The sequence below is a fragment of the Streptomyces glaucescens genome (assembly GCF_000761215.1).
In the GTDB taxonomy this organism is placed as follows: domain Bacteria; phylum Actinomycetota; class Actinomycetes; order Streptomycetales; family Streptomycetaceae; genus Streptomyces; species Streptomyces glaucescens_B.
Genome location: NZ_CP009438.1, coordinates 1,120,735 through 1,145,131, shown reverse-complemented (window position 1 = coordinate 1,145,131; position 24,397 = coordinate 1,120,735). Strand labels below are relative to the sequence as shown.

23 protein-coding genes and 1 pseudogene are annotated in these 24,397 nt (G+C 72.9%); 12 read left to right on the top strand and 12 right to left on the bottom strand.

Translation table 11 applies throughout. The features are described from left to right. Window positions 1-123: 123 nt before the first annotated feature. The 6 genes and pseudogenes from ureG (at window position 124) to SGLAU_RS04840 (ending at window position 6,734) form a co-directional block, all read left to right on the top strand. Window positions 124-801 (top strand): urease accessory protein UreG, encoded by a 678-nt coding sequence (ureG, locus tag SGLAU_RS04865; protein WP_043498646.1) that lies wholly within the window; start codon window positions 124-126, stop codon window positions 799-801. After that, window positions 789-1,553 (top strand): annotated as a pseudogene (locus tag SGLAU_RS04860) (urease accessory protein UreD); the annotation flags it as partial. The gene ureG and the pseudogene SGLAU_RS04860, both read left to right, overlap by 13 nt. Window positions 1,554-1,702: 149 nt before the next feature. Then, window positions 1,703-3,337 (top strand): alpha/beta hydrolase, encoded by a 1,635-nt coding sequence (locus SGLAU_RS04855; protein WP_043498645.1) that lies wholly within the window; start codon window positions 1,703-1,705, stop codon window positions 3,335-3,337. Between the two features lie 225 nt (window positions 3,338-3,562). Next, the gene (locus tag SGLAU_RS04850) at window positions 3,563-4,645 is read left to right on the top strand and encodes a monodechloroaminopyrrolnitrin synthase PrnB family protein (RefSeq protein ID WP_043498643.1); all 1,083 of its coding nucleotides are present in this window, start codon (window positions 3,563-3,565) and stop codon (window positions 4,643-4,645) included. Beyond that, complete coding sequence (locus SGLAU_RS04845) at window positions 4,642-5,889, top strand: FAD-dependent monooxygenase (protein ID WP_043498641.1); 1,248 nt, start codon at window positions 4,642-4,644, stop codon at window positions 5,887-5,889. The genes SGLAU_RS04850 and SGLAU_RS04845 overlap by 4 nt, the downstream gene beginning before the upstream one ends. Beyond that, window positions 5,886-6,734 (top strand): class I SAM-dependent methyltransferase, encoded by an 849-nt coding sequence (locus tag SGLAU_RS04840; RefSeq protein WP_052413629.1) that lies wholly within the window; start codon window positions 5,886-5,888, stop codon window positions 6,732-6,734. Before SGLAU_RS04845 ends, SGLAU_RS04840 begins: the two co-directional genes overlap by 4 nt. Window positions 6,735-6,745: 11 nt before the next feature. Here SGLAU_RS04840 and SGLAU_RS04835 read toward each other — a convergent pair whose 3' ends face one another. The 4 genes from SGLAU_RS04835 to SGLAU_RS04820 all read right to left on the bottom strand — a co-directional run bounded on the left by SGLAU_RS04835 (window position 6,746) and on the right by SGLAU_RS04820 (window position 10,357). Further along, entirely contained in the window at window positions 6,746-7,468 is a 723-nt protein-coding gene (locus tag SGLAU_RS04835; RefSeq protein WP_043498639.1) for a lysophospholipid acyltransferase family protein, read from the bottom strand. Window positions 7,469-7,658: 190 nt separating this feature from the next. Continuing rightward, window positions 7,659-8,885, bottom strand: coding sequence for an ornithine--oxo-acid transaminase (gene rocD / locus SGLAU_RS04830; protein ID WP_043498638.1), 1,227 nt, complete (start codon window positions 8,883-8,885; stop codon window positions 7,659-7,661). Further along, window positions 8,882-9,706 (bottom strand): dimethylargininase, encoded by an 825-nt coding sequence (gene ddaH, locus SGLAU_RS04825; protein WP_043498637.1) that lies wholly within the window; start codon window positions 9,704-9,706, stop codon window positions 8,882-8,884. The genes rocD and ddaH overlap by 4 nt, the downstream gene beginning before the upstream one ends. Before the next feature lie 117 nt (window positions 9,707-9,823). Beyond that, window positions 9,824-10,357, bottom strand: a complete 534-nt coding sequence (locus tag SGLAU_RS04820) for an Lrp/AsnC family transcriptional regulator (protein WP_043498635.1) — start codon at window positions 10,355-10,357, stop codon at window positions 9,824-9,826. 99 nt (window positions 10,358-10,456) lie between these two features. Here SGLAU_RS04820 and SGLAU_RS04815 point away from each other — a divergent pair, with 99 nt between their 5' ends. The 4 genes from SGLAU_RS04815 to SGLAU_RS04800 are packed head-to-tail and all read left to right on the top strand — an operon-like array spanning window position 10,457 to window position 14,523. Further along, window positions 10,457-11,209: a LytR/AlgR family response regulator transcription factor gene (locus SGLAU_RS04815; protein ID WP_043506295.1), complete on the top strand. Its 753-nt coding sequence runs from the start codon at window positions 10,457-10,459 to the stop codon at window positions 11,207-11,209. Between the two features lie 2 nt (window positions 11,210-11,211). Further along, entirely contained in the window at window positions 11,212-11,598 is a 387-nt protein-coding gene (locus SGLAU_RS04810; RefSeq protein WP_043506294.1) for a membrane protein, read from the top strand. Window positions 11,599-11,608: 10 nt separating this feature from the next. After that, window positions 11,609-13,321, top strand: coding sequence for a cation acetate symporter (locus tag SGLAU_RS04805; RefSeq protein ID WP_043498633.1), 1,713 nt, complete (start codon window positions 11,609-11,611; stop codon window positions 13,319-13,321). After that, window positions 13,318-14,523, top strand: coding sequence for a sensor histidine kinase (locus SGLAU_RS04800; RefSeq protein WP_043498631.1), 1,206 nt, complete (start codon window positions 13,318-13,320; stop codon window positions 14,521-14,523). Before SGLAU_RS04805 ends, SGLAU_RS04800 begins: the two co-directional genes overlap by 4 nt. Window positions 14,524-14,537: 14 nt before the next feature. On the opposite strand, the gene SGLAU_RS35580 is transcribed toward SGLAU_RS04800, so the two are convergent. From SGLAU_RS35580 to SGLAU_RS04775, 5 genes are all read right to left on the bottom strand, one after another. Beyond that, complete coding sequence (locus SGLAU_RS35580) at window positions 14,538-14,708, bottom strand: hypothetical protein (RefSeq protein ID WP_043498629.1); 171 nt, start codon at window positions 14,706-14,708, stop codon at window positions 14,538-14,540. 197 nt (window positions 14,709-14,905) lie between these two features. Further along, on the bottom strand, window positions 14,906-15,856 hold the full coding sequence (locus SGLAU_RS04790) for a cytochrome c oxidase assembly protein (protein WP_043498628.1): 951 nt from the start codon (window positions 15,854-15,856) through the stop codon (window positions 14,906-14,908). A 142-nt stretch (window positions 15,857-15,998) separates the two neighbouring features. Further along, window positions 15,999-17,024, bottom strand: a complete 1,026-nt coding sequence (locus SGLAU_RS04785) for a 6-phosphofructokinase (RefSeq protein WP_043498626.1) — start codon at window positions 17,022-17,024, stop codon at window positions 15,999-16,001. 239 nt (window positions 17,025-17,263) lie between these two features. Next, a complete protein-coding gene (locus tag SGLAU_RS04780) occupies window positions 17,264-17,992 on the bottom strand; it encodes a type 1 glutamine amidotransferase (RefSeq protein ID WP_043498624.1) in 729 nt (242 codons plus the stop codon). Window positions 17,993-18,013: 21 nt separating this feature from the next. Next, window positions 18,014-19,252 (bottom strand): MurT ligase domain-containing protein, encoded by a 1,239-nt coding sequence (locus tag SGLAU_RS04775; RefSeq protein ID WP_043498623.1) that lies wholly within the window; start codon window positions 19,250-19,252, stop codon window positions 18,014-18,016. A 148-nt stretch (window positions 19,253-19,400) separates the two neighbouring features. Here SGLAU_RS04775 and def point away from each other — a divergent pair, with 148 nt between their 5' ends. After that, window positions 19,401-19,946 carry a peptide deformylase gene (gene def, locus SGLAU_RS04770; RefSeq protein ID WP_043498621.1) on the top strand — a complete coding sequence of 182 codons (546 nt, stop codon included), beginning with the start codon at window positions 19,401-19,403 and terminating at the stop codon, window positions 19,944-19,946. 543 nt (window positions 19,947-20,489) lie between these two features. Here def and SGLAU_RS04765 read toward each other — a convergent pair. Beyond that, window positions 20,490-21,134 (bottom strand): TetR family transcriptional regulator, encoded by a 645-nt coding sequence (locus SGLAU_RS04765; protein WP_043498620.1) that lies wholly within the window; start codon window positions 21,132-21,134, stop codon window positions 20,490-20,492. 169 nt (window positions 21,135-21,303) lie between these two features. On the opposite strand from SGLAU_RS04765, the gene SGLAU_RS04760 reads away from it, so the two are divergent. Beyond that, window positions 21,304-22,533 carry an acyl-CoA dehydrogenase family protein gene (locus tag SGLAU_RS04760; protein WP_043498618.1) on the top strand — a complete coding sequence of 410 codons (1,230 nt, stop codon included), beginning with the start codon at window positions 21,304-21,306 and terminating at the stop codon, window positions 22,531-22,533. A 189-nt stretch (window positions 22,534-22,722) separates the two neighbouring features. Here SGLAU_RS04760 and SGLAU_RS04755 read toward each other — a convergent pair whose 3' ends face one another. Further along, window positions 22,723-22,959 carry a DUF6213 family protein gene (locus SGLAU_RS04755; protein WP_043498616.1) on the bottom strand — a complete coding sequence of 79 codons (237 nt, stop codon included), beginning with the start codon at window positions 22,957-22,959 and terminating at the stop codon, window positions 22,723-22,725. 25 nt (window positions 22,960-22,984) lie between these two features. After that, entirely contained in the window at window positions 22,985-24,370 is a 1,386-nt protein-coding gene (locus tag SGLAU_RS04750; protein ID WP_043498615.1) for an NADP-dependent succinic semialdehyde dehydrogenase, read from the bottom strand. Window positions 24,371-24,397: the final 27 nt, after the last annotated feature.

The following is a 24,397-nucleotide window of genomic DNA, read 5'->3' as shown; positions in this document are numbered from 1 at the left end:
GCCCCCTGCCCTTCCCCGTTCCCGACCCCGGGGCTGCGCCCCGGACCCCTTCCGGCCTGAACGGCCCCGTTCGCAGGCATCGGACGGGCCGGTGTCCCAGGCCCGGCTGAAACAGGAGCTGCCATGCATCTCGATCACTCCCACGACGGTCCCGCCGCGCTCGGCGCCGACGCCCACCGGCCCGACGGGTCACGGCGCGCCCTGCGGATCGGGCTCGGCGGGCCCGTCGGGTCCGGCAAGACCGCCACCGTCGCCGCCCTGTGCCGGGCGCTGCGCGACGAACTGTCGCTGGCCGTCGTCACCAACGACATCTACACCCGCGAGGACGCCGAGTTCCTGCTCCGGGAGGCCGTACTGCCGCCGGAGCGGATCACCGCCGTCGAGACCGGCGCCTGCCCGCACACCGCGATCCGGGACGACATCTCCGCCAACCTGGAGGCCGTCGAGGACCTGGAGGACGAGGTGGGGCCGCTGGACCTGATCCTCGTGGAGTCCGGTGGCGACAACCTCACCGCGACCTTCTCCAGGGGGCTCGTGGACGCGCAGATCTTCGTCATCGACGTGGCGGGCGGTGACGACATCCCGCGCAAGGGCGGGCCCGGGGTCACCACCGCGGACCTGCTGGTCGTCAACAAGACCGACCTCGCCCCGTACGTCGGCTCCGACCTCGCCCGGATGGCGGCGGACGCCAAGGCGCAGCGGGGCGACCGGCCGGTCGTCCTCCAGTCGCTGCGCGGCGCGACCGGCGTCGCCGACGTCGCCGGCTGGGTGCGGGCGCGGCTCGCCGCGTGGACGGCGTGACCGCGGCCACCGGGGTACGGGCCACGGCCCGGATCCGCGCCGTGGCCGACGGCCGGGGCGGTACGGCGCTGCCCGTCCTCACGGGCGAGGCCCCGCTGGCCCTGCGGCGGACCCGCGGGAACGAGGGCGAGGCGCGAGTCCTGCTCGTCGGCGCGATGAGCGCACCGCTGGGCGGCGACCACCTCACCGTCGCGGCGGAGGCCGCCGAGCACGCCCGGCTGCGGGTCGGCTCGGCCGCCGCCACCATCGCCCTGCCGGGTCAGGCCGGGGGCGGGGCCCGCTACGACGTACGGCTCACCGTGGCCGAGGGCGGCGAGCTGCACTGGCTGCCCGAGCAGCTGATCTGCGCGGCCGGCAGTGAGCTGACCGTGCGCACCCGCGTCGACCTGGCGGCCGGCGGGCGGCTGGTGCTGCGCGAGGAGCAGGTGCTCGGGCGGACGGGTGAGGCCCCCGGCAGGCTGACCAGCCGTCTGACGGTGCGGACGGGCGGGCGGCTCGTGCTCGACCAGGAACTGGCGTGCGGGCCCGGGGCGCCCGGCGGCTGGGACGGGCCCGCCGGGCTGGGCGGGCACCGCGCGGTGGGGCAGCTCGTGGTGGCGCGCCCGGAGTTCGCGGCGCGCGCGCCGGCGGCGCGGACGCTCGGGGAGGGGGCCGCCGTGCTGCCCCTCGCCGGGCCCGCCGTACTGGTGAGCGCGGTGGCGCCGGACGCGCTGCGGCTGCGCGGGCTGCTGGACGCGGCGCTGGCGGACCTCGGACAGTCCCCCCGTACGGGCGCTCCGCTCAGCGGGATGGCTTTATCCGGTTATCGGATTGGCAAAGAAGCCGGTGCGCCCCTGTTCCCGGCACCCGCCCAGCGGCCAGGATCCCCCTGTCCACGCAACGACGCAGGGGGAGACCCGACTTGAGGGACAACAGACCGAACAGGCGGACGGCGGCGCTCGGCTCGGCCGGAGCACTCGTCGCGGCGACCCTGATAGCCGGCGCGGTCGCGGCACCGACGGCCAGCGCCGACGCGGGCGCCACGACCGGCACCGACCGGGCCGCCGCCGGGGCCCGTCACGGTCAGGACCGCGAGGCCCGGGGCGTCGCGATCGCCGCGGCCCGCGCCGCCCACCAGGGCATCGACTGGCAGGACTGCCCGGCGGACTGGGGGCTGGAGAAGCCCATCCAGTGCGGCTGGGTCACCGTGCCGCTCGACTACGCCAAGCCGTACGGCAAGCAGATCGAGATCGCTGTCGACCGCATCGGCAACACCGGCACCCGGGCCGAACGGCAGGGCGCCCTCGTCTACAACCCGGGCGGGCCCGGCGGTTCCGGCCTGCGCTTCCCGCGCCGCGTCACCACCAAGGCGCCGGTGTGGCAGAACGTCGCCAAGGCCTACGACTTCGTCGGCTTCGACCCGCGCGGCGTCGGCAAGTCGGCGCCCATCTCCTGCGTCGACCCGCAGGAGTTCGTCAAGGCGCCCAAGTTGGACCCGGTGCCCGACTCCGAGGCCGACAAGCTCGCCCAGCGCAAGCTGGCCCGCGAGTACGCCGAGGGCTGCTACGAGCGCAGCGCCGCCATGCTGCCGCACATGACGACCCCGAACACCGCGCGCGACCTCGACGTCATCCGCGCCGCGCTCGGCGAGCGCAAGCTCAACTTCCTCGGCGTCTCCTACGGCACCTACCTGGGCGCCGTCTACGGCACCCTCTTCCCGGGCCACGTGCGCCGGATGATCACCGACAGCGTGGTCAACCCGTCCCGCGAGAAGATCTGGTACCAGGCCAACCTGGACCAGGACGTCGCCTTCGAGACCCGCTGGCAGGACTGGCAGGACTGGGTCGCCCGGAACGACGCCACCTTCCACCTCGGCACCACCCGCGCCGAGGTCCAGGCCAAGTGGCTCCAGTTGCGCGCCACCGCCAAGAAGGAGCCCATCGGCGGCGTCGTCGGCCCGGCCGAACTGACCGGCTTCTTCCAGAGCGCGCCGTACTACGACTCCGCGTGGGTCTCCGTGGCCACCGTGTTCAGCAAGTACGTCGCGGGCGACACCCAGGCCCTCGTCGACGCCGCCGCCCCCGACCTCGGCGACACCGCGGGCAACGCCGCCGCCGAGAACGGCAACGCCGTCTACACGGCGGTCGAGTGCGCCGACGCCAAGTGGCCGACGAGCTGGGAGCGCTGGGACCGGGACAACACCCGGCTGCACCGCGACCACCCGTTCCTCACCTGGTCCAACGCCTGGATGAACCTGCCGTGCGCGACCTGGCCGGTCAAGCAGCGGACCCCGGTGGACGTGCGGACCGGCAAGGGCCTGCCGCCGGTGCTGATCGTCCAGGCGGAGCGGGACGCGGCCACCCCTTACGGCGGTGCGCTCGAACTGCACAAGCGCTTCAAGGGATCCCGCCTGATCACCGAGCGGGACGCCGGCTCCCACGGGGTGACCGGCCTGGCCAACTCCTGCATCAACGAGCGCGTGGACGCCTACCTGCTCACCGGGAAGCTGGATGCCGGGGACGTGACCTGCGCCCCGCACGCCACGCCCAAGCCGTAGGCGCGATCCGTACGAGCCGAGGGGCGGCCGGTGCCACACCGGCCGCCCCTCCGTCATGTTCCGGCCATCCCGCCGCCGTGTGCCGTCCACCCCTCCGTCCTGTGGAGTCCGCCCCCGCGAGGGTTGGTTTCACCTTAGTTTCAGGCCAAAGAAGGCATTGTCCGGTCCGTACTACCTTCGTGCCCGGCGGGCGGCTCATGGATCCTCGTCGGAGAGTTGGTGCACATGGACGGCAGGGCGCACCTGGACGTGACGTCCGAGGAACACAGTGAGAAGGTCAGGCGGCTCGATCCGCTGGGGCTGGACGAAGACCTCGGGTCATTGCCGAAGATGAACGAGAACGGGGACGTCGCCGCGCTGGCGCGCGTCCTCCGGGAGGCCCTTCCTCCCCATGAGCGCATCGCCTCCTTCACCCTGCCGGAATGTCTTGCCGCCATGCGCGACCTGGGAATGTACGTCGGCAGCCTCAAACGCCACGGAGTGTCCGCCTTCGACATCGTCCCGGGCGCCACCGAGCTGTTCGAACTCCTCGGGCGGCGCACCCGTATGATCCCGCGGGACACCGTCTACCACTACACCTGCTGGAACCCGGTGGGGGAGCGCGAGCGGCTCTACAGCGGGCAGCCGATGGAGCGCAGTCTCATCCACGCGGTGCGCACCTGCGTGCCGGAGCTGGCGAAGGCGGTCACGGTCGGGCGCTCCCTCCAGTACGAGGACCTCCGCACCCCCGAAGGCGCCGCCGGGATGGCGTCGCTGGCATCGCACATCACGGCGGCCGACAAGGCGATGAGCGGTGTCCTCGCGGACGTCACCCCCGAGTTCTTCGCCCTCGTGCTCAGACCCTACTTCGAGGAGGTGCGCATAGCGGGCCGCACCTACATGGGGCCGGCCGCCGCGCACATCCCGCTCTTCCTCATCGACCTGCTGCTCTGGGCCTCCGACCGGGGCAGCCGGGACTACCTCGCCTTCTGCGACGAGGTCGCCTCGCACACCCTGCCCGGCTGGCGCGAGCGGCATGCCGAGTGGACCGAGATGCCGTCCATCACCTCGCGTGTGGTCGCCGCGCTCGGGAACTGCCGGGATTCCCGTACCCCGGCCGGGGAACACGCCCGGTCCAGCGCGCGGGGACTGCGCAGAGCCCTCAGGTCGCTCACCGCCTTCCGCGGGAAGCACCTGGTGATGGCGCGCCGGGCCTACCACGCCGAAGTGCGGCTCTACGAACGGGGAAGCGGCGGAGGAAGCGTGGAACTGCTGGAGGAAATCCTCACCCTCACCCGCCGCAACGGAGCCATGGTGGGTGGGCGATGAGGATCACCGTCGCCGGTGCCGGGATAGCCGGACTCGCCACCGCGGTCAGTCTCCACGCGGCCGGATTCCACGACGTCACCGTCTTCGAGGCCGACCCAGGGCTGCGCCCGCACGGACTGGGACTGAACATCCTGCCCAACGCCGTGCGCGAGCTGGACGAACTCGGACTGCTGGACGCGGTGCGGCAACGGGCCGTCCGCACGCGGGAACTGGCGATGTACAACCCGCGCGGCACCCTGGTGTGGCGGGAGGACCGCGGCCTGGCGGCCGGCTACCGGTGGCCGCAGCTGTCCGTGTCACGGGCCCGGCTGGTGCACGTGCTGGCCGCGGAGACTCGACGCCGCCTCGGTGACGGCGCGGTCGTCACCGACGCCCGGCTCGTCGGCCTGGACCGCACTCCCGGCCGGACCCGCGCGGTCTTCACGAGCCGGGACGGCACCACGAGGACCGTCGAGACGGATCTGCTCATCGGCGCCGACGGCATTCGCTCCGCCGTGCGAGCGGCGCTCCACCCCGGCGAGGGACCGCCGCCGACGAACGGCATGACGATGTACCGGGGAACCGTCTGGGCACGGCCGTTCCTGACCGGGGAGTCCATGGCCGTCCTGGGGGACGACCGGAGGCGCCTCGTCCTCTACCCGATCGACCGGGACGACACCACGCACACGACCCTCATCAACTGGGTGGCCGCCTTCCCCGACGAGCGGCCCGCCGCGGACCCCGCGGAGATGCGCGAGCACATCCTGCGTCACCTCGGCGACTGGGCACCACCCGGGGTGAACCTGGCGGCGCTGGTCGAGGGCACACCGGACATCCAGCGCTACCCGATGATCGACCGGGACCCCCTCCCGCGGTGGACGTTCGGCGGCGTGACCCTCCTCGGCGACGCCGCGCACGCCATGTATCCCGCCGGGTCCAACGGAGCCACCCAGGCCGTCATCGACGCACGCGTGCTCGCCTGGCACCTCGCCCGCCACCCCGACGACCCCGGCACGGCCCTGCGGGCCTACGAAGCGGAACGCCGGCCGCAGATGACGGAACTGCAGCGGAGCAACCGCTCCCTGGGCCCGGAAAGGGTACTCACGATGGCGCACCAGAGAGCCCCCGGCGGATTCGCCGACGTACGGGACGTCTTCAGCGAGGAGGAACTCGCGGAGATCTCCCGTGGCTACGCGGTGACCGGGAAGTTCGACCAGGACTGGGTGAACACCAGGCCGTCGCTGTCCGTCGGGGGTGCGCGGTGACGGACGCGACCCGGCGCGACGACGGGCACACGGCCGTCAAGGAGACCGGTTTCATCACCGCCGTGATCAGGGCCATGGAGAACGACCGCCCCGACGCCTACCTGGCGGACCCCCACGCGGCGCTGCTCAGCACGCCACGGTCCCGGGCGCTCGCCGAGGAGGCGCTGGCCGCGGGCGGCACCGTCGGATCCGTGATCGTACGGGGCCGGTTCGGGGACATCGCGCTCGGTGAGGCGACGGCCCAGGGGATCGGCCAGGTGGTGTGTCTCGCGGCGGGCGGCGACACCCGGGCCTGGCGCCTTCCGTTCCCTCCCGGCACGCGGTTCTTCGAGATCGACCTGCCGGGTCAGCTGGAGGCCAAGGACGCGCTGCTCGCCCCCGTCGCGGACCGGCTCACCTGCCGCCGGGTCACCCTCGGCGAGGACCTGCGGGACGGCACCTGGCCGCGGCGGCTGAAAGAGGCCGGCTATGACGGGACGAAACCCGCGGTCTGGATCGTCGAAGGCCTGCTGCCCTACCTGGAGCCCGAGCACTTCACGCGGCTGCTCACGCGGATCGGGCAGATGTCGGGCCCCGGTTCGGTCCTGCTGGCCGACGCCCCGCACGCCGCCTACTTCCAGGATCCCGCGAACGCGGCCTTCCTGGCGTTCATGCGGGCCCGCGGTTCCGCCTTCCGGCTCGGCCTGGAGGACTTCGGCGGCCTCCTGGACCGGTGCGGCTGGCAGGCGGAGGCGTACACGCTGCGGGAACTCGCCGCGGGCCGCTGCCCCTGGGTGCCGGCGCCGCCCGAGCGGCTGTGCCCGCCCCGCGACCACCACTGGGTCGCCCGGGCCCGTCTCGCTTGACGTGCCGGAGGTCAGCTCAGCGGCAGCCGCCGGAAGGGCCGCTCCCTGCGCTCCGCGGCGGCCTCCGCGGCCTTCACGTCCGCCGCGTACCGGTCGACGTACTCCTGCCCGGACAGCGACAGGATCGCGTACATGATCTCGTCCGTGACCGCGCGCAGGACCGCCTTCTCGTTCTCCATCCCGGCGTACCGGGAGAAGTCCAGCGGCTCGCCGAAGCGGATCGTCACCGGACGGACGCGGGGCAGCTTGCGGCCGGGCGGCTGGGCCTCGAAGGTGCCGATCATCGCGCACGGCACGACCGGCACGCCGGCCCTCAGCGCCATCACCGCGACCCCGACCTTCCCCTTGTACAGCCGCCCGTCGTGCGACCTCGTGCCCTCCGGGTAGATCCCGAGCAGCTCGTCCCTGCCCAGCACCCCGAGCCCTTCCCGGATCGCCGCCTGTCCCGCGTCCTTCCCGGAGCGGTCCACCGGGATCTGCCCCGCGCTGCGGAAGAACGCGGCGGTGAGCCGCCCCTTCAGCCCGGGGCCCGTGAAGTACTCCGCCTTCGCCAGGAAGGTGATCCGCCGCTTGAGCACCGCGGGCATCAGGAAGTGGTCCGAGAACGACAGGTGATTCCCGGCGACGATGGCCGGCCCCGACGCGGGCACATGCTCCAGCCCTTCGATCCGGGGGCGGAAGACCAGCCGCAGCAGCGGCCCGAGCAGCACGTACTTGAGCAGGTGGTAGAACAAGGTCGCTCTCCTCGTGTCAGGGCTGCCGGTCCTCGGCGGAACGACGGGGGACTGGAAGGGACGTGATGTCCTACACCTACCCGGCCCCGGCCCCGACCGACCGGCGGCTGCGCCCCGATCACCCGCCGACAGCCGGGCGGGGGCCGTACCGGACGCGGCGGTACGGCCCCCGCCCAGCGGGTTCCCGGGTTCAGCCCCGCGCCAGGACCTTCTCCAACGACCCCAGCGCGGTGCGCAGTTCCTCCTCGGTGACGGTCAGCGGCGGCGCCAGGCGGATCGTCGAGCCGTGGGTGTCCTTGACCAGGACGCCCTCCCGCATCAGCCGCTCGCTGATCTCGCGGCCGGTGCCGATGGCCGGGTCGACGTCGACGCCCGCCCACAGACCGCGCGCGCGGAAGCCGGCCACGCCCTTGCCGGTCAGTTCGCTCAGCCCGTCCCGCAGCACCACGCCCAGCTCGGCGGCCCGGCGCTGGAACTCGCCGCCCTCCAGCAGACCGACGACGGCCGTGCCGACGGCGGCGGCCAGCGGATTGCCGCCGAACGTCGAGCCGTGCTCGCCCGGGTGCAGCACGCCCAGCACCTCCCGGCGCGCGACCACCGCCGACACGGGCACGATGCCGCCGCCCAGCGCCTTGCCGAGCAGCACGACGTCCGGGACGACGTCCTCGTGCTCGACGGCGAGGGTACGGCCGGTGCGGCCGAGCCCGCTCTGGATCTCGTCGGCGATGAACAGACAGCCCGCGCGGCGGGTCAGCTCCCGCACCCCGGCCAGATAGCCGTCGTCGGGGATGACGACGCCCGCCTCGCCCTGGATCGGCTCGATCAGCACCGCCGCCGTGGTCTCGTCGACCGCCGCCTCCAGCGCCGCCAGGTCGTTGTACGGGACGACCCGGAACCCGGGCGTGAACGGGCCGAAGCCGCCGCGGGCCACCTCGTCCGTGGAGAAGCTGACGATCGTCGTCGTCCGGCCGTGGAAGTTCTCCGCCGCGACCACGATCGTCGCCCGGTCGGCGGGCACGCCCTTGACGTCGTACGCCCACTTGCGGGCCACCTTGATGCCGCTCTCCACGGCCTCCGCGCCGGTGTTCATCGGCAGCACCATGTCCTGCCCGGTCAGCGCGGCCAGACGCTCGGCGAACAGGGCGAGCCGGTCGTTGTGGAAGGCGCGGGAGGTGAGCGTGAGACGGTCCAGCTGGCGGTGGGCGGCGTCGACGAGATCCGGGTGGCGGTGGCCGAAGTTGAGCGCCGAGTAGCCGGCCAGCATGTCCAGGTAGCGGCGGCCCTCGACGTCCTCCACCCAGGCGCCCTCGGCCCGGGCCACCACCACGGGCAGCGGGTGGTAGTTGTGCGCGAGGACGGGCTCCTCGGCGGCGATCAGCTCGGCGGAGTCGCGGGTGGTGCGGGCGGGTGCGGTCATGAACGGATCTCCTGAGTGCAGCACTTGATGCCGCCGCCGGCCTTGTGGAACTCCGACAGGTCGACGGGGACGGGGACATAGCCGTGGTCGTCGAGCCGGGCGGCCAGCGCCTCGGCCCGCGGGGCGATGAAGACGTGGCGGCCGTCGGAGACGGAGTTGAGGCCGAACGCCATCGCGTCGTCGCGGGTGGCGAGCACCGCGTCCGGGTACAGCCGCTTCAGCACCTCGCGGCTGCCCGGCGAGAACGCCTCCGGGTAGTACACGATGTTGTTCCCGCCGGCGGAGTCGTCGAGCACGAACAGCGCCGTGTCCAGGTGGTAGAAGTACGGGTCCACCAGGGTCAGGCTGATCACCGGGTGGCCGAAGAACTCCTGCGCCTCGCGGTGCGCCTCCCGGGTGGTGCGGAACCCGGTGCCGGCCAGCACGTACCGGCCCGTCCACACCAGGTCGCCCTCACCCTCGCACACCGACTCCGGCCGGTGGACGTCGTAGCCCGCCGTCTTGAACCAGGACTCGTAGTGCACGGACTCCGGACGGCGTTCGGGCGCGTGGAAGAGCGAGCCGAAGACCCGCCCGCCGACGACGAGCGCCGAGTTGGCCGCGAAGACCATGTCCGGCAGGCCCGCCACCGGCTCCACCCGGTCGACCGTGTGGCCGTGGGCGCGGTAGGCGGCGATCAGCTTCTGCCACTGCTCCCGCGCGAGGTCGACGTCGACGCGGACATCGGGGTGCATCCAGGGGTTGATCGCGTACTGCACGGCGAAGTGTCTGGGTTCGCAGACGAGGAAACGCCGTCGGCGCGGCACACGGCTGTCGGACACAGAGGGGTTCCTCCGCTTCCTGCGGTGTCTACTGGGGGTTGACACAACGGTAGAAAGCGAACCGACGCCCGACAAGAAACGAAAGCTGCGCACCTACGCAGGATCACTGCGTTGTGATCAGGTGATACGCACGTCCGCTGCGCCACTCCCGGATGCGTCCCCCGGCTCGTCCGGTGCCGGATGGCTGGCGCCCGCCTCCGGGCTGTCCGGCAGCAGATGGGACAGCACCATCACACTGATCGTCTTGCGGATGAACGGCTCCGCCCGGATCCGCTCCAGCACCTCCTCGAAGTGCGCCACGTCCCGCGCCCGCACGTGCAGCAGCGCGTCCGCCCCACCGGTCACCGTCATCGCCGCGGTGATCTCCGGATGGTTGCGCACCACCTCCGCCAGCCGCCGCGGCGGCGCCGCCCCCTCGCAGTACACCTCGACGTACGCCTCGGTCCGCCAGCCCAGCGCCGACGGCTTCACCGTCGCCGTGAACCCGGTGATCACCCCGGTCTCCCGCAGCCGGTCCACCCGGCGCTTCACCGCCGTCGCCGACAGCCCGATCGCCGCCCCGATCTCGGCGAAACTGGTCCGCGCGTTCGCCATCAGCGCGGTGACGATCTTCCGGTCGAGGTCGTCGAAGGGTGCCGGCCTGCTGTTCATGGCGGCACTGTATCCAGCGCGAACGTACCGGAGACGGACCGGAACCTCCCCACGTCGGCCCGTGGGCAGCCGTACGAAATGCTCCTACACTCCGGGTTCATGCTGCGCGCCCTGGCTGTCGACGACGAACGCCCCTCCCTCGAGGAACTGCTCTACCTCCTGCGCGCCGACCCCCGCATCGGCAGCGCCGAGGGCGCCGGCGACGCGACCGGGGCGCTGCGCCGGATCAACCGCGCCCTGGAGTCCGGCCCCGACGGCCCCGAGGCGATCGACGTGGTCTTCCTCGACATCCAGATGCCCGGCCTCGACGGACTCGACCTCGCGCGGCTGCTCACCGGCTTCGCCCGGCCCCCGCTGGTCGTCTTCGTCACCGCGCACGAGGACTTCGCCGTCCAGGCCTTCGACCTCAAGGCCGTCGACTACGTCCTCAAACCCGTCCGCAAGGAACGCCTCGCCGAAGCCGTGCGCCGCGCCGCCGACCTGCGCGGCACCACCCCCCGCATCCCCGTGCACGAACCCGACCCGGACCACATCGCCGTGGAGCTGGGCGGGGTCACCCGCTTCGTCGCCGTCGACGACATCACCCACGTCGAGGCACAGGGCGACTACGCCCGGCTGCACACCGGGCGGGGCGGCAGCCACCTGGTCCGCATCCCGCTGTCCACCCTGGAGGACCGCTGGCGCTCCCGCGGTTTCGTCCGCATCCACCGCCGCCACCTGGTCGCCCTGCGCCACATCGGCGAGCTCCGCCTCGACGCGGGCACCGTCAGCGTCCTCGTCGGCTCGGAGGAACTCCAGGTCAGCCGCCGCCACGCCCGTGAACTGCGGGACCTGCTGATGAGGAGGCCGTGACCGTGCCGCAGAGCCCCGCCGACCGCCGCGTCGTCGTCACCGGCCCGCCGCGTCGCGCCGCCCGGCCCCGCCCGCGCGGACGCGATCCGCGCGCCCCCGGCGCCTACCGCCCGCGCACCGAGATCGCCGAGCAGACCACCCTCGGCCACACCTACGTCCGCTCCCTGATGCGCAGCCAGCTGCGCGCCGCCCTCACCGGCTGCGCCGTTCTCGTCCTGCTGATCGGCCCGCTGCCGCTGGTCTTCGCGGCGGCACCGCACGCCGGCCGCCTCCAGTGGCTGGTGCTCGGCTTTTGCCTCTACGCCCCGCTCGTCCTGCTCGCCCACTGGTACGTCCGCCGCGCCGAACGCAACGAACGCGACTTCGTCCGCCTGGTCGAGGACCGCTGAACCCTCCGCCATGAACTCGAACTACGCCGTCCCCGCCGTCGCGCTCGTCGTGCTCGCCACCGTCCTCGTCGGCGCCTTCGGCCTGCGCATCTCCCGCACCACCTCCGACTTCTACGTCGCCTCCCGCACCGTCGGCCCCCGCCTGAACGCCGCCGCCATCAGCGGCGAGTACCTGTCCGCCGCCTCCTTCCTCGGCATCGCCGGCCTGGTCCTCGTCCAGGGCCCGGACATGCTCTGGTACCCGGTCGGCTACACCGCCGGTTACGTCGTCCTGCTGCTCTTCGTCGCCGCCCCGCTGCGCCGCTCCGGCGCCTACACGCTGCCCGACTTCGCCGAGGCCCGGCTCGCCTCGCAGGCGGTGCGGCGGCTCGCGGGCGCCTTCGTCGTCGGCGTCGGCTGGCTCTACCTGCTGCCCCAGCTCCAGGGCGCGGGACTCACCCTCACCGTGCTGACCGGGGCGCCCGGCTGGCTCGGCGGGATCATCGTCGCGGTCGTCGTCACCGCCATCGTCGCCGCGGGCGGCATGCGCAGCATCACCTTCGTCCAGGCCTTCCAGTACTGGCTGAAACTGACCGCCCTGCTCGTCCCCGCCTTCTTCCTGCTCCTCGCCTGGCAGGCCGATGGCGCCCCCCGCCGCCCCTTCGACGAGCCGCCCGGCTTCCGCCAGCAGCGCGCCGTGCGCGTCGACACCACCCTCGACCTGCGCCTGCAGCGGCCCCTGACGGTCACCGTCGACGGCACCGTGGACGGCCGCGCCCACGACGGCACGGAGCTCCGCCTGCCGGCCGGGACGCACCGCGTGGAGCAGGGCACCCGCCTCACCTTCGCCCCGGGCACCCCCGTCCCCACGGCCGACCGCGGCGGCGCCGCCGGCATGTCGGCCTCGCTCGCCGCGGGCCGCGAGGAACGCCCGCTGTACGCCACGTACGGGCTGATCCTCGCCACCTTCCTCGGCACCATGGGCCTGCCCCACGTGGTCGTCCGCTTCTACACCAGCCCGCACGGCGTCGCCGCCCGCCGCACCACCGTCGCCGTCCTCGCCCTGATCGGCGCCTTCTACCTGCTGCCCCCGGTCTACGGCGCGCTGGGCCGCCTCTACGCCCCGGAACTCACCCTCAGCGGCGACGCCGACGCCGCCGTCCTGCTGCTGCCCGGCCGCATGATCGGCGGCGTCGCCGGCGACCTGCTCGGCGCGCTGCTCGCCGGCGGCGCCTTCGCCGCGTTCCTGTCCACCGCCTCGGGGCTCGCCATGGCCGTCGCCGGAGTGCTCACCCAGGACGTGCTGCCGGCGCGCGGCGTACGGCACTTCCGGCTCGGCACCCTGCTCGCCATGGCCGTCCCGCTCGCGGCGAGCGTCCTGGTGGGCGGACTGCCCGTGGCCGACGCGGTCGGCCTCGCCTTCGCCGTCTCGGCGTCCTCCTTCTGCCCGCTGCTCGTCCTCGGCATCTGGTGGCGGCGGCTCACCCCGCCCGGTGCGGCCGCCGGGATGCTGGTCGGCGGCGGCTCCGCGTTCGCCGCCGTCGCGGCCACCATGGCGGGCTTCCCCGGCGGCGGCCCGCTGCACGCCCTGCTGGCCTGGCCCGCCCTGTGGTCGGTGCCGCTCGGCTTCCTCACCATGATCCTGGTCTCGCTCGCCACCCCGGCCCGGGTCCCGGCCGGTACCGCGGCCATCCTGGCCCGCTTCCACCTGCCGGAACAGCTGCGCACGGAGGTGAAGGCGTGAGCGGCTTCCTCGCCGGGCTCTGCGTGGCCGCCCTGCCCCTGCTCGCCGCCGGCTTCTGGCTCGGCCGGCGCACCGCCCGCACCCGGGCCGCCGGCGGCCTCGGCAGCCCCGTGGAGCACGCCACCTTCCAGACCCTGCACACCGCCTCCCTGGCCGCGCCCCCGCTGCGGGCCGGGCTCACCGAGGAGACGGCCCGCAGATCCGCCCGCCGGCTGCGCACCCTGCTCGGCACGGACGCGCTGTGCCTCACCGACGACACCCGGGTGCTGGTCTGGGACGGCGTCGGCGGCCATCACCGCGCCGAGGTGCTGGACCGGCTCACGGGCCCGCTGGCCACCGGCCGCGGCGAGGCCTTCCCGCTCGCCTGCGACGAGCCGGACTGCCCGCTGCGCTGGGCCGTGGTCGCCCCGCTCACCGTCGACGACCGCGTCCACGGCGCCCTCGTCGCCTGCGCCCCGCGCGAGTCCGCCGTGCTCGTGCGGGCCGCCGCCGAGGTCGCTCGCTGGGTTTCCGTGCAGCTCGAACTCGCCGACCTGGACCGCTCCCGGACCCGGCTGATCGAGGCCGAGATCAAGGCACTGCGCGCCCAGATCTCCCCGCACTTCATCTTCAACTCGCTCGCGGTGATCGCCTCGTTCGTCCGCACCGACCCCGAACGCGCCCGCGAACTGCTCCTGGAGTTCGCCGATTTCACCCGCTACTCGTTCCGCCGGCATGGCGACTTCACCACCCTCGCCGACGAACTCCACGCCATCGACCACTACCTGGCCCTCGTCCGGGCCCGCTTCGGCGACCGGCTCTCCGTCACCCTCCAGATCGCCCCCGAGGTGCTGCCGGTGACCCTGCCGTACCTGTGCCTCCAGCCGCTGGTGGAGAACGCCGTCAAACACGGCCTGGAAGGCAAGGCCGGCACGTGCCGGATCGGCATCACCGCGCAGGACGCGGGCGCCGAGGCCCTGGTGGTCATCGAGGACGACGGCGCCGGAATGGACCCGGAGCTGCTGCGCCGCATCCTCGCCGGCGAGGTCAGCCCGTCCGGCGGGATCGGCCTGTCCAACGTCGACGACCGGCTCCGCCAGGTGTACGGCGACGACCACGGCCTGGTCATCGAGACCGCCGTGGGCGCGGGCATGAAGGTGACCGCCCGGCTGCCCAAGTACCAGCCGGGCGTGCACTCGGCGGGGCGCCTCGGCCAGGAGTAGGCCGGGCGCCGGGGTCAGGTGGTGCGGGTGGCCACCATCCCGAGGGTGATCAGCCCCAGCACGACCCAGCCGAACCACAGCCAGCCGTTGCTGCCGAGCGCCACCGTGTAGGCCGTCACCATGACGAGGCCGCCCAGGGTGAGCACCCCCATGGTCTTCGTCGAGCCGTCCGCAGAACCGGGCATCGCAACACCCTCCTCATGGTTCGTCCCCCTCCATGGTGCCCCGGTTCCGCGCTCTTACGGCGCGGACGACCGGATCGGTGCCGGATTTCGGCCCCCGTGGCCGGACCACGACCGCGCCCCGTGCACCACCACGGACGCACCGTGGCCACCGGCGGCACCCTCCCGGGGGCCCACCGGCGGCACCCCGCCCGGGGCCCTCAGCGGCCCTGGGCGTTCAGCGAGGCCAGGTAGGCGTTGTACGCCTCGAGCTCCTTGTCGCCGTCCCGGTCGGCGGCCCGGTCCTTGCGCTTGGCCTGCCGCTGCTCCGAGCCGTACCACTGGAACAGCAGCACGATCAGCACCAGCACGGACGGGATCTCGCTGAACGCCCAGGCGATGCCGCCCGCCGCGTTCTGGTCGGAGAGGGCGTCGATGCCGAGGGAGGCGGGCGGATCGGTGTAGGTCCTGACCATCGGCTGCGAGGCCATCATCAGCGCGATGCCGAAGAACGCGTGGAACGGCATGCCCGCGAACAGCTCCAGCATCCGCATCAGGTAGCCGGGCCGGTGCGGTCCCGGGTCCACGCCCATGATCGGCCAGAAGAACACCAGGCCGGTCGCGAGGAAGTGCACCATCATCACCACGTGCCCCGGCCTGGACTCCATCAGGAAGTCGAACAGCGGGGTGAAGTACAGGCCGTACAGGCTGGCGATGAAGAGCGGGATGGTGAACACCGGGTGGGTGATGATCCGCATGTACCGGCTGTGCAGCAGCATCAGCAGCAGTTCGCGCGGTCCCTTGCTGCCCCGCGCGGCCGGCGGCAGCGCCCGCAGTGCCAGCGTGATCGGCGCGCCGAGCAGGAGCAGGATCGGCGACAGCATGCTGATCACCATGTGCTGCACCATGTGCACGCTGAACATGACCATGCCGTAGTCGTTCAGCCCGGTATTCATCATCAGTCCGATGCTGAGCACACCGGCGAAGAAGAAGGCGGTCCGGCCGACCGGCCACCTGTCACCCCGCCGGGTCAGCCGGACGACGCCCCACGTGTACAGCGCGAGTCCCAGCAGACACGCGACGAGGAAGAACGGGTCCGCGGACCACTGCAGCCCTCGCCCCAGCGTGAACGGCGGCAGCTCCGTCATCATGCCGTGCCCGCTGTGATCCATCCGCCGGCTCCTGTCGTGGGGGGTTTGTGCTGATGTCCGCCCACAAGAGTAGAGCTGCCCCCGGTCGACCTCTCGACCGGGGGCAGTGACGATCACCTCAGGGACGCGGGCGGCCACGGACCACCCGCACCCCGCCGGAGGGCTAGAGCACGCACTCCGCTTCCGCGTACCGGGACTCCGGCACGGTCTTCAACGACTCGACGGCCTCCGCCAGCGACACCATCACGATGTCGGTGCCGCGGAGCGCCGTCATCATCCCGAACTCCCCGCGATGGGCGGCCTCCACCGCGTGCCACCCGAACCGCGTGGCCAGCACCCTGTCGTACGCCGTCGGCGTCCCGCCCCGCTGGACGTGGCCGAGGATGACCGGACGGGCCTCCTTGTCGAGCCGGCGCTCCAGCTCGACGGAGAGCTGCCGGGCGATCCCGGCGAACCGCTCGTGGCCGTAGATGTCCTTGCCGCCCTCGTCGAAGGCCATGCTGCCGGGCTTCGGCTTGGCCCCCTCCGCCGCGACGACGATGGCGAACCGCTTGCCCGCCTCGAACCGCTCGCCGACCCGCGCGGTCAGCTCGTCGATGTCGAACGGCCGCTCCGGCACGACGATGGCGTGGGCCCCCGCCGCCATCCCGGAGTGCAGCGCTATCCAGCCGGTGTGCCGCCCCATGACCTCGACGATCAGCACCCGCTGGTGGGACTCGGCGGTGGTCTTCAGCCGGTCCAGCGCCTCGGTGGCGACACCGACGGCCGTGTCGAAGCCGAAGGTGACGTCGGTGACCGCGATGTCGTTGTCGATGGTCTTCGGCACGCCGACGATCGGCAGGCCGTTGTCGGACAGCAGCCGGGCCGCCTTCAGCGTGCCCTCGCCGCCGATCGGGATGATCGCGTCGAGACCCAACTCGGCGACATGGCCCCGGGCCCGCTCCACGCCGTCGCGCAGGTGCTCGGGACGGACCCGGGAGGAGCCGAGGATGGTGCCGCCGCGGGCCAGGATGCCGCCGACGGCGTCCAGGTCGAGCTTCAGATAGTCGCACTCCAGGAGGCCCTTCCAGCCGTCCCGGAAACCGATGACCTCGTCGCCGTGGTCGGCGACGGCACGGTGCACGACGGACCGGATGACGGCGTTCAGGCCGGGGCAGTCGCCGCCGGACGTGAGGACACCAATGCGCATAGCCCGAATTACCTTCTCAGTGTGGGCCGGGGACCGGACCACGTTGTCCGGCGGGAATCCCCGCCACCCTAGCGGCACAAGGGGGCGGGGCCGAAGCAGGCGTCCGCCTGCTGGACGACCCCGCTCACCTGTGCGGACGTACCGTCAGACGGGCTGGTGGACGGAGGACCGTCGTCGCCGGGGCCGGGCGGGTCGCCGCGCCGCCGTGCGCGTGCGCACGGCCCGCCCGGCAGCCGTCCTCAGGCAGGCTGCTGCGCGGCCGCGATGCGCTCGTTGCGCAGCGCCTCGTACCAGCGGTCGTCCACCGGCGGCAGCGCGTTCACATCGAGGGCCAGCTTCAGCAGGTGGTCCGCGATGAGCGGGTTGCGGGCGAGGACCGGGCCGTGCATGTACGTGCCGAACACCGTGTCGTTGTACGCGCCCTCCGTGCCGTCGCCGGTGCCGTTGCCCTTGCCGAGCCGCACCTGGGCGAGCGGGCGGGCGGTGGGGCCGAGGTGGGTGACGCCCTGGTGGTTCTCGAAGCCGGTCAGCGGCGGCAGCCCGAGCCGCGGGTCGATGTCCCCGAGCACGTCGCCGACGCACCGCTCGCCCTCGCCGCGCACCGACACCACGTCGAGCAGGCCGAGGCCGGGCTCGCGCTGGCCGAGGTCGTTGATGAACTCGTGGCCGAGGATCTGGTAGCCGGCGCACACCGAGAAGACGATCGCGCCGTTCTCCACGGCCCGGTACAGGCCGCCGTCCCGGCGCAGCCGCTCGGCCGCGAGCCGCTGCGGCCGGTCCTCGCCGCCGCCGATGAGGTAGATGTCGCCGGAGGTCGGGATCGGCTGGTCGCTGCGCACGTCGAGGCGGGCCACGTCCAGGCCCCGCTGCCGCGCCCGGCGCTCCACGACGAGGGCGTTGCCCTGGTCGCCGTAGGTGCTGAGCAGGTCGGGGTAGATCCAGACGATGCGCAGGCTGTTGTCGCTCATGGTCACTGTCCTTCGGCTCACTCAGTTGCCCACTCGGCGGCGCAGGTCCTGGAACGCGGTGTAGTTCGCGATGACCTCGATCCGGCCCGGCGGGCACATCTGCACCGCCTGGTCGAGGTTGTCGCAGACCTGGAAGTGCTGGTTGGCGACCTCCAGGCGCACCGCCAGGTCCAGCTTGCGGTCGCCGATGACGAAGATCGGGTGGCCGGTGAGCCGGGTGTAGTCGACGTCCCACAGCCAGGAGGTGTCGGTGCCGTCGGCGCCGCGCGCGTTCACGGACAGGATCACCGGGGCGGGCGGCGGATCGATCAGGGAGAACGTCTCCAGCCAGCCGGCGGGGTTCTTCGCCAGCAGCAGCCGCAGGTCGCGGCCCTGGAACTGGACGACGTCGTAGCGTCCCGCCACCGCCTGCACCTGGTACATGCGCTCCAGGGCGACCTGCGGCGGCACGCCGAACACGGCGGCGACGGCGGCCGAGCTGGCGGCGTTGGCCTTGTTGGCGCGGCCCGGCAGCTGGAGGTGGATCGGCCAGGCCGAACCGTGCGGGTCGAGGACGTGGTCCCCGGAGAGCGCCCAGGTCGGGGTGGGGCGGCGGAAGCCGCACTCGCCGCAGAACCAGTCGTCGCCGGGACGCTGCATCACTCCGCCGCAGGCGGGGCAGGACCAGGCGTCGTCCTTCCACATCTGCCCGGCGGCGACCCAGATCACGTTCGGGGAGGACGAGGCCGCCCACACGACCAGCGGGTCGTCGGCGTTCGCCACGATCACGGCCTTGGAGCCGGCCAGGCCCTCGCGCCAGTTCTCCGCGAGCATGCGGGTCTCGGCGGCCCGGTCGAGCTGGTCGCGCGAGAGGTTGAGCAGCGCGATGCACTTGGGGTCGGTGTCCCGGGCGACACCCGCGAGGTACTTCTCGTCGACCTCGATGACGCCGTACCTGGCGTCCGAGCCGCCGGCGAGCGCCGAGGTGATGCCGGCCGGCATGTTGGCGCCGAGCGCGTTGGACACCACCGGGCCGGCGGCCCGCAGCGCCTCGGCGATCAGCCGGGTGGTGGTGGTCTTGCCGTTGGTCGCCGACACCAGGACGACGTCCAGGTTCTGGGCGAGCCGGGCGAGGAGGTCGGGGTCGAGTTTCAGCGCGACCCGGCCACCGATCACCGAACCGCTGCCGCGTCCCGCGGCACGGGATGCCGCAGCGACCGCCTTGCCCGCGGTCACGGCCAGCTTGGCCCGCGGCGTGAGCGGGTCCGAGTTGCCTGCCATCAGTTCTCGATCCTCCTTGCGTACGCGCCGCGCCTGGGGCCTGTCGGCAACGTGGTGGTGGTCAGCCTATCGAGATCCATTCGCACTCCCGAATCCCGGCCCGTGCCCACGGGCCCGGGGCGGCTGAGGGAACCGTACCCTTGCGCCCATGCGACACGGCTCGATCCCGGGCGCCCGCGGGCGCGTCCGGCCCCTCACCCTGCTCGGCGACCCCGTTCTGCACGCCCCGTGCGCGGAGGTCACCGACTTCGGCCCCGAACTCTCCCGGCTCGTGGAGGACTTGTTCGCCACGATGTACGCGGCACAGGGGGTGGGGCTGGCGGCGAACCAGGTGGGGGAGTCGCTGCGGGTGTTCGTCTACGACTGCCCCGACGACGAGGATGTCCGGCATCTCGGACATGTTGTGAACCCGCGCCTGGTGGCGGCGGACGGGGTGGTGGTCCGCGGCCCGGAGGGCTGCCTGTCCCTGCCGGGCCTGGAGGCGGGCACGGAGCGCCACGACCACGCGGTGGTCGAGGGTTTCACCATGACCGGCGATCCGGTCACCGTGCACGGCACCGGCTTCTTCGCCCGCTGTCTCCAGCACGAGTGCGACCACCTGGACGGGAAGGTCTACGCGGACCGCCTGACGGGCTGGCGCCACCGCAGGCTGCTGCGCCAGGTGAGCCGGGCCTCCTGGCGCCGTCCGGTGTGACCCGCCCGGCAGCGCGGTGCCGGGCCGACGCGGCTCCACCGCCCAGACGTCCGGCATGACGTGTGATCCGCGTCCGCCCGGCCGGCGTTCCGCGTGATCCGCGTCCGGCCGGTCCCGGTTTCGCCCGGCTCCCGTCCGACCGCCTGCCAGGCCGGCGTTCCGCGTGACCCGCGTCCGGTCGGTCCCGGTTTCGCCCGGCCGCCTGCGCAACCGGCTTTCCGCCTGACCCGCGTCTGCCCGTCCTCCCGGCCGGCGTTCCGCATGACGCGCGTCCGGTCGGTCCCGGTTTCGAACCGGCCGGCGTTCCGCGTGACCCGCGTCCGGCCAATTCCGGTCTCGCCCGGCCTGTCCGTCAGGTCCGAGTTCCGCCCGGGCTGTGTGTGCGCGGTCCGAGTTTCGCCCCGGGCTGTGTGTGCCCGGGCGGCGTCCGACCGGCCCGCCGTTCCGACCCCGGCCCGCCGTCCGACCCCGGCCCGCGTCCCTCCGGCCCGCGTCCGTCCGTGCGAGCGGTGTCCGGCCGGCCCGCGTGCCGCCCGGCCGGAGTCAGAAGCCCGGGCCCCCCACCCGGTCTCCCGCCGCGGCGAGCCGGCCCCACAGCAGGTCGGCGAGTCCCCGCACCAACTCCTGCCGGGAGCAGGGCCGTTCCCCCAGCCACCAGTCCCCGGCGGCATGCATCATCCCGACGATCCCGTGCCCCCAGACCCGGGCCAGCCGCTCGCCGTCCGGGCCGAGGTCCACCCGCTCCTCGATGACCTTCCCCAGTTCCTCGCCCATCCTGCGGAGCACGGGCGCCGAGTGCTTGCCCACGTCGAAGCCCTGCTCGCCGGCCTGGCCGCCCTCCGCGGGATGCATCAGGAACCGGTACACCTGGGGCCGTGCCTCGATGGCGGCGAGATACGTGTCCAGCGTGGACTCCACCCGCTCCCGCCGCTCCGCGGGTGCGTCCAGCGCCGCCCGCAGCGAGTCCAGGAGTGCGTCGGTGTGCCGCGTGGCGAGCGCGGCGTAGAGCCCGCCCTTGTCCCCGAAGTGGCGGTAGAGGATCGGCTTGGTGATGCCCGCCTCCGCCGCGATGGCGTTCATGGACGCCTGTGGTCCGTCGCGCAGCACCACCCGGTCCGCGGCTTCCAGCAGCTCGCGTCGTCGGCGGTCGGCGGACCGCTGCTGCTCGGTCCGCTGCGTGGTGTCCATGTGCTCTCCCCACCCGTGCTCTGTCGGTGACGCCTGCGCAAACTAACACCCGGGGCGCCGCACCCATCGAACGGGCTGCCGGGGGTGCCGGGTGAGTTGACTTTCCCTACCCGCCGGTAACAGACTGCGGTTACCGCAAGTAACACGCACGGGTGCCGCTGGAGGGGACATGGCCGAGTTCACCATGGAGCTGAACGACGAGCAGAGGGAGGTCCGGGACTGGCTCCATGGCTTCGCAGCCGATGTGATCCGTCCCGCCGCCGCCGAGTGGGACGAGCGCGAGGAGACCCCCTGGCCGGTCATCCAGGAGGCCGCGAAGGTCGGCATCTACTCCCTCGACTTCTACGCCCAGCAGTACTTCGACCCCACCGGCCTCGGCATCCCCATGGCCATGGAGGAGCTGTTCTGGGGCGACGCCGGCATCGCCCTGTCCATCGTCGGCACCGGCCTCGCCGCCGTCGGCGTCCTCGCCAACGGCACCGATGAGCAGATCGGCACCTGGATCCCCCAGATGTACGGCGACGCGAACGACGTCAAGGTCGCCGCGTTCTGCTCCTCCGAGCCCGACGCGGGCTCCGACGTCGCCTCGATGCGCACCCGCGCCGTCTACGACGAGGCCAAGGACGAGTGGGTGATCAACGGCACGAAGACCTGGGCCACCAACGGCGGCATCGCCAACGTGCACGTGGTCGTCGCGGTCGTCGACCCGGAGCTGGGCTCCAAGGGGCACGCGTCCTTCATCGTCCCGCCGGGCACCCCCGGCCTGTCCCAGGGCCAGAAGTTCAAGAAGCACGGCATCCGCGCCTCGCACACCGCCGAGGTCATCCTCGACCAGGTGCGCGTGCCCGGCTCCTGCCTGCTCGGCGGCAAGGAGAAGCTGGACGAGCGGCTGGCGCGGGCCCGGGAGCGGGCGAAGGCGTCCGGCGGGGAGCGGGTGAAGAACGCGGCGATGGCGACCTTCGAGGCGTCCCGCCCGGCGGTCGGCGCCATGGCCGTGGGCACCGCCCGGGCCGCGTACGAGGTCGCCCTCGACTACGCGAAGACCCGTGAGCAGTTCGGCCGCCCGATCATCGACAACCAGGGCGTCGCCTTCCAGCTCGCCGACATGCGCACCCGGATCGACGCGGCGCGGCTGCTGGTCTGGCGGGCCTCCTGGATGGCGGTCAACGGCAAGCCGTTCACGGCGGCCGAGGGCTCGATGTCGAAGCTGTTCGCCAGCGAGACGGCGAAGACCGTCACCGCCCAGGCGGTCCAGATCCTCGGCGGCAACGGTTACACCCGGGAATACCCGGTCGAGCGCATGCACCGGGACAGCGCCATCTACACGATCTTCGAGGGCACCAGCGAGATCCAGCGCCTGGTGATCGCCCGCACCCTGTCGGGGATGCCGATCCGCTAGCGGACGGCACACCGGCCGCCGGCCGGGACGGGGCGTCTGTCATGCTGACCGCATGATCGTCCTTCCCGGCCTGCTCGGCCTGCTGGTCCTGCTCACCGTCGGCGCCACGGGCTGCTGGATCGTGCGCGAGTTCCACCGGGAGTGCCGGGCCAGGCGCCGCGCCTGAGCACCCGGGCCGCGGCGTGCCCGCTACGGCGCGCCCCCGCTGCTGTGCGCGATGCACGCCACGTCGATCCGGTCCGCCAGTTTCGCCAGCTCGATGGTCAGCGTGGCCACCGTGTCCTCGTCGAGCCCTTCCTCACCGGCCTCGACGAGATGCAGCCACCGTCCGCCCACCATGCGGAGCAGCTTGCTCACATCGGCCGCGGCCACTCGGAGGTTCCCGCGGTCATCGACGATCAGAGGCAGAGTCACTTCGCGGTTCACAACCGGGATCGTAGCCGCGCGGCGCTCACGCACCGTGCCAAACCGTGGTGATGTTGCAGAACTCGCGGATTCCGTGCCCGGACAGCTCACGCCCGTACCCGGAACGCTTCACCCCGCCGAACGGGAACGCCGGGTGGGACGCGGTCATCCCGTTGACGTACACACCGCCGGCCTCCAGGTCCCTGACGAACCGGTCGACCTCCTTCTCGTCCCGCGTCCACACGTTGGAACTGAGCCCGAACTCCGAGTCGTTGGCGATCAGCACGGCCTCGTCCAGGTCGCCCGCCCGGTACAGGGTCGCGACCGGCCCGAACGTCTCCTCGCGGTGGACGCGCATCTCCCGGGTGATCCCGGCGAGGACGGTCGGCGGGTAGTACCAGCCCGGCCCCTCGGGGCGTTCGCCACCGCACAGCACCGTCGCGCCGCCGCGCACCGCGTCGTCCACCAGCTCCTCCAGGTCGGCCCGCCCGCGCTCGCTGGACAGCGGCCCGACGTCGGTCTCCTCGTCCGCCGGGTCGCCGACCTTCAGCGCCTTCATCCCGGCGACGAACCGCTCGGCGAAGGCGTCGTAGACGTCCGTGTGCACGATGAACCGCTTGGCGGCGATACAGGACTGCCCGGCGTTCTGGCAGCGGGCGTCGACCGCGACCTCTGCGGCGCGGTCCAGGTCGGCCGAGGGCATGACGACGAACGGGTCGCTGCCGCCCAGCTCCAGCACCGTCTTCTTGATCATCTCTCCGGCGGTGGAGGCGACGGCGCGGCCCGCGGGCTCGCTGCCCGTCAGGGTGGCGGCCTTGATCCGCTCGTCGCGCAGCAGGTCGTCGACCGCCGCGGAGCCGATCAGCAGGGTCTGGAAGCAGCCCTCGGTGAAGCCCGCGCGGTGGAACAGGTCCTCCAGGTACAGGGCGGTCTGCGGCACGTTCGAGGCGTGCTTGAGCAGCCCGACGTTGCCCGCCATCAGCGCGGGCGCGGCGAACCGGACCACCTGCCAGAGCGGGAAGTTCCACGGCATCACCGCGAGGACGGGACCGAGGGGCCGGTAGCGGACGAGCACCCGGGAGGCGCCGGAGTCGTGGGCATCGGCCGCCGCGGGCTCCTCGTCGGCGAGCAGCTCCTCGGCGTGGTCGGCGTACCAGCGCATGGCCTTGGCGCACTTGGCGGCCTCCGCCCGCGCCTGCCGCACCGGCTTGCCCATCTCCGTGGTGATCACCCGGGCGATGTCCTGGCGGTCCTCGTCGAGGAGGTCGGCGGCCCGGTGCATCAGCCGGGTCCGCTCGGCGAAGGAGGTCGTCCGGTAGGTGCGGAAGGTGGCCTCGGCGAGCTGGAGCCGGCGTTCGATCTCCTCCTCGCCCATGGCCTCGTACGTCTTGACCGTCTCGCCGTTCGCCGGGTTCACCGTCGCGATGGGCATGGCTGACCTCCTGGCAAGGATGCGTGC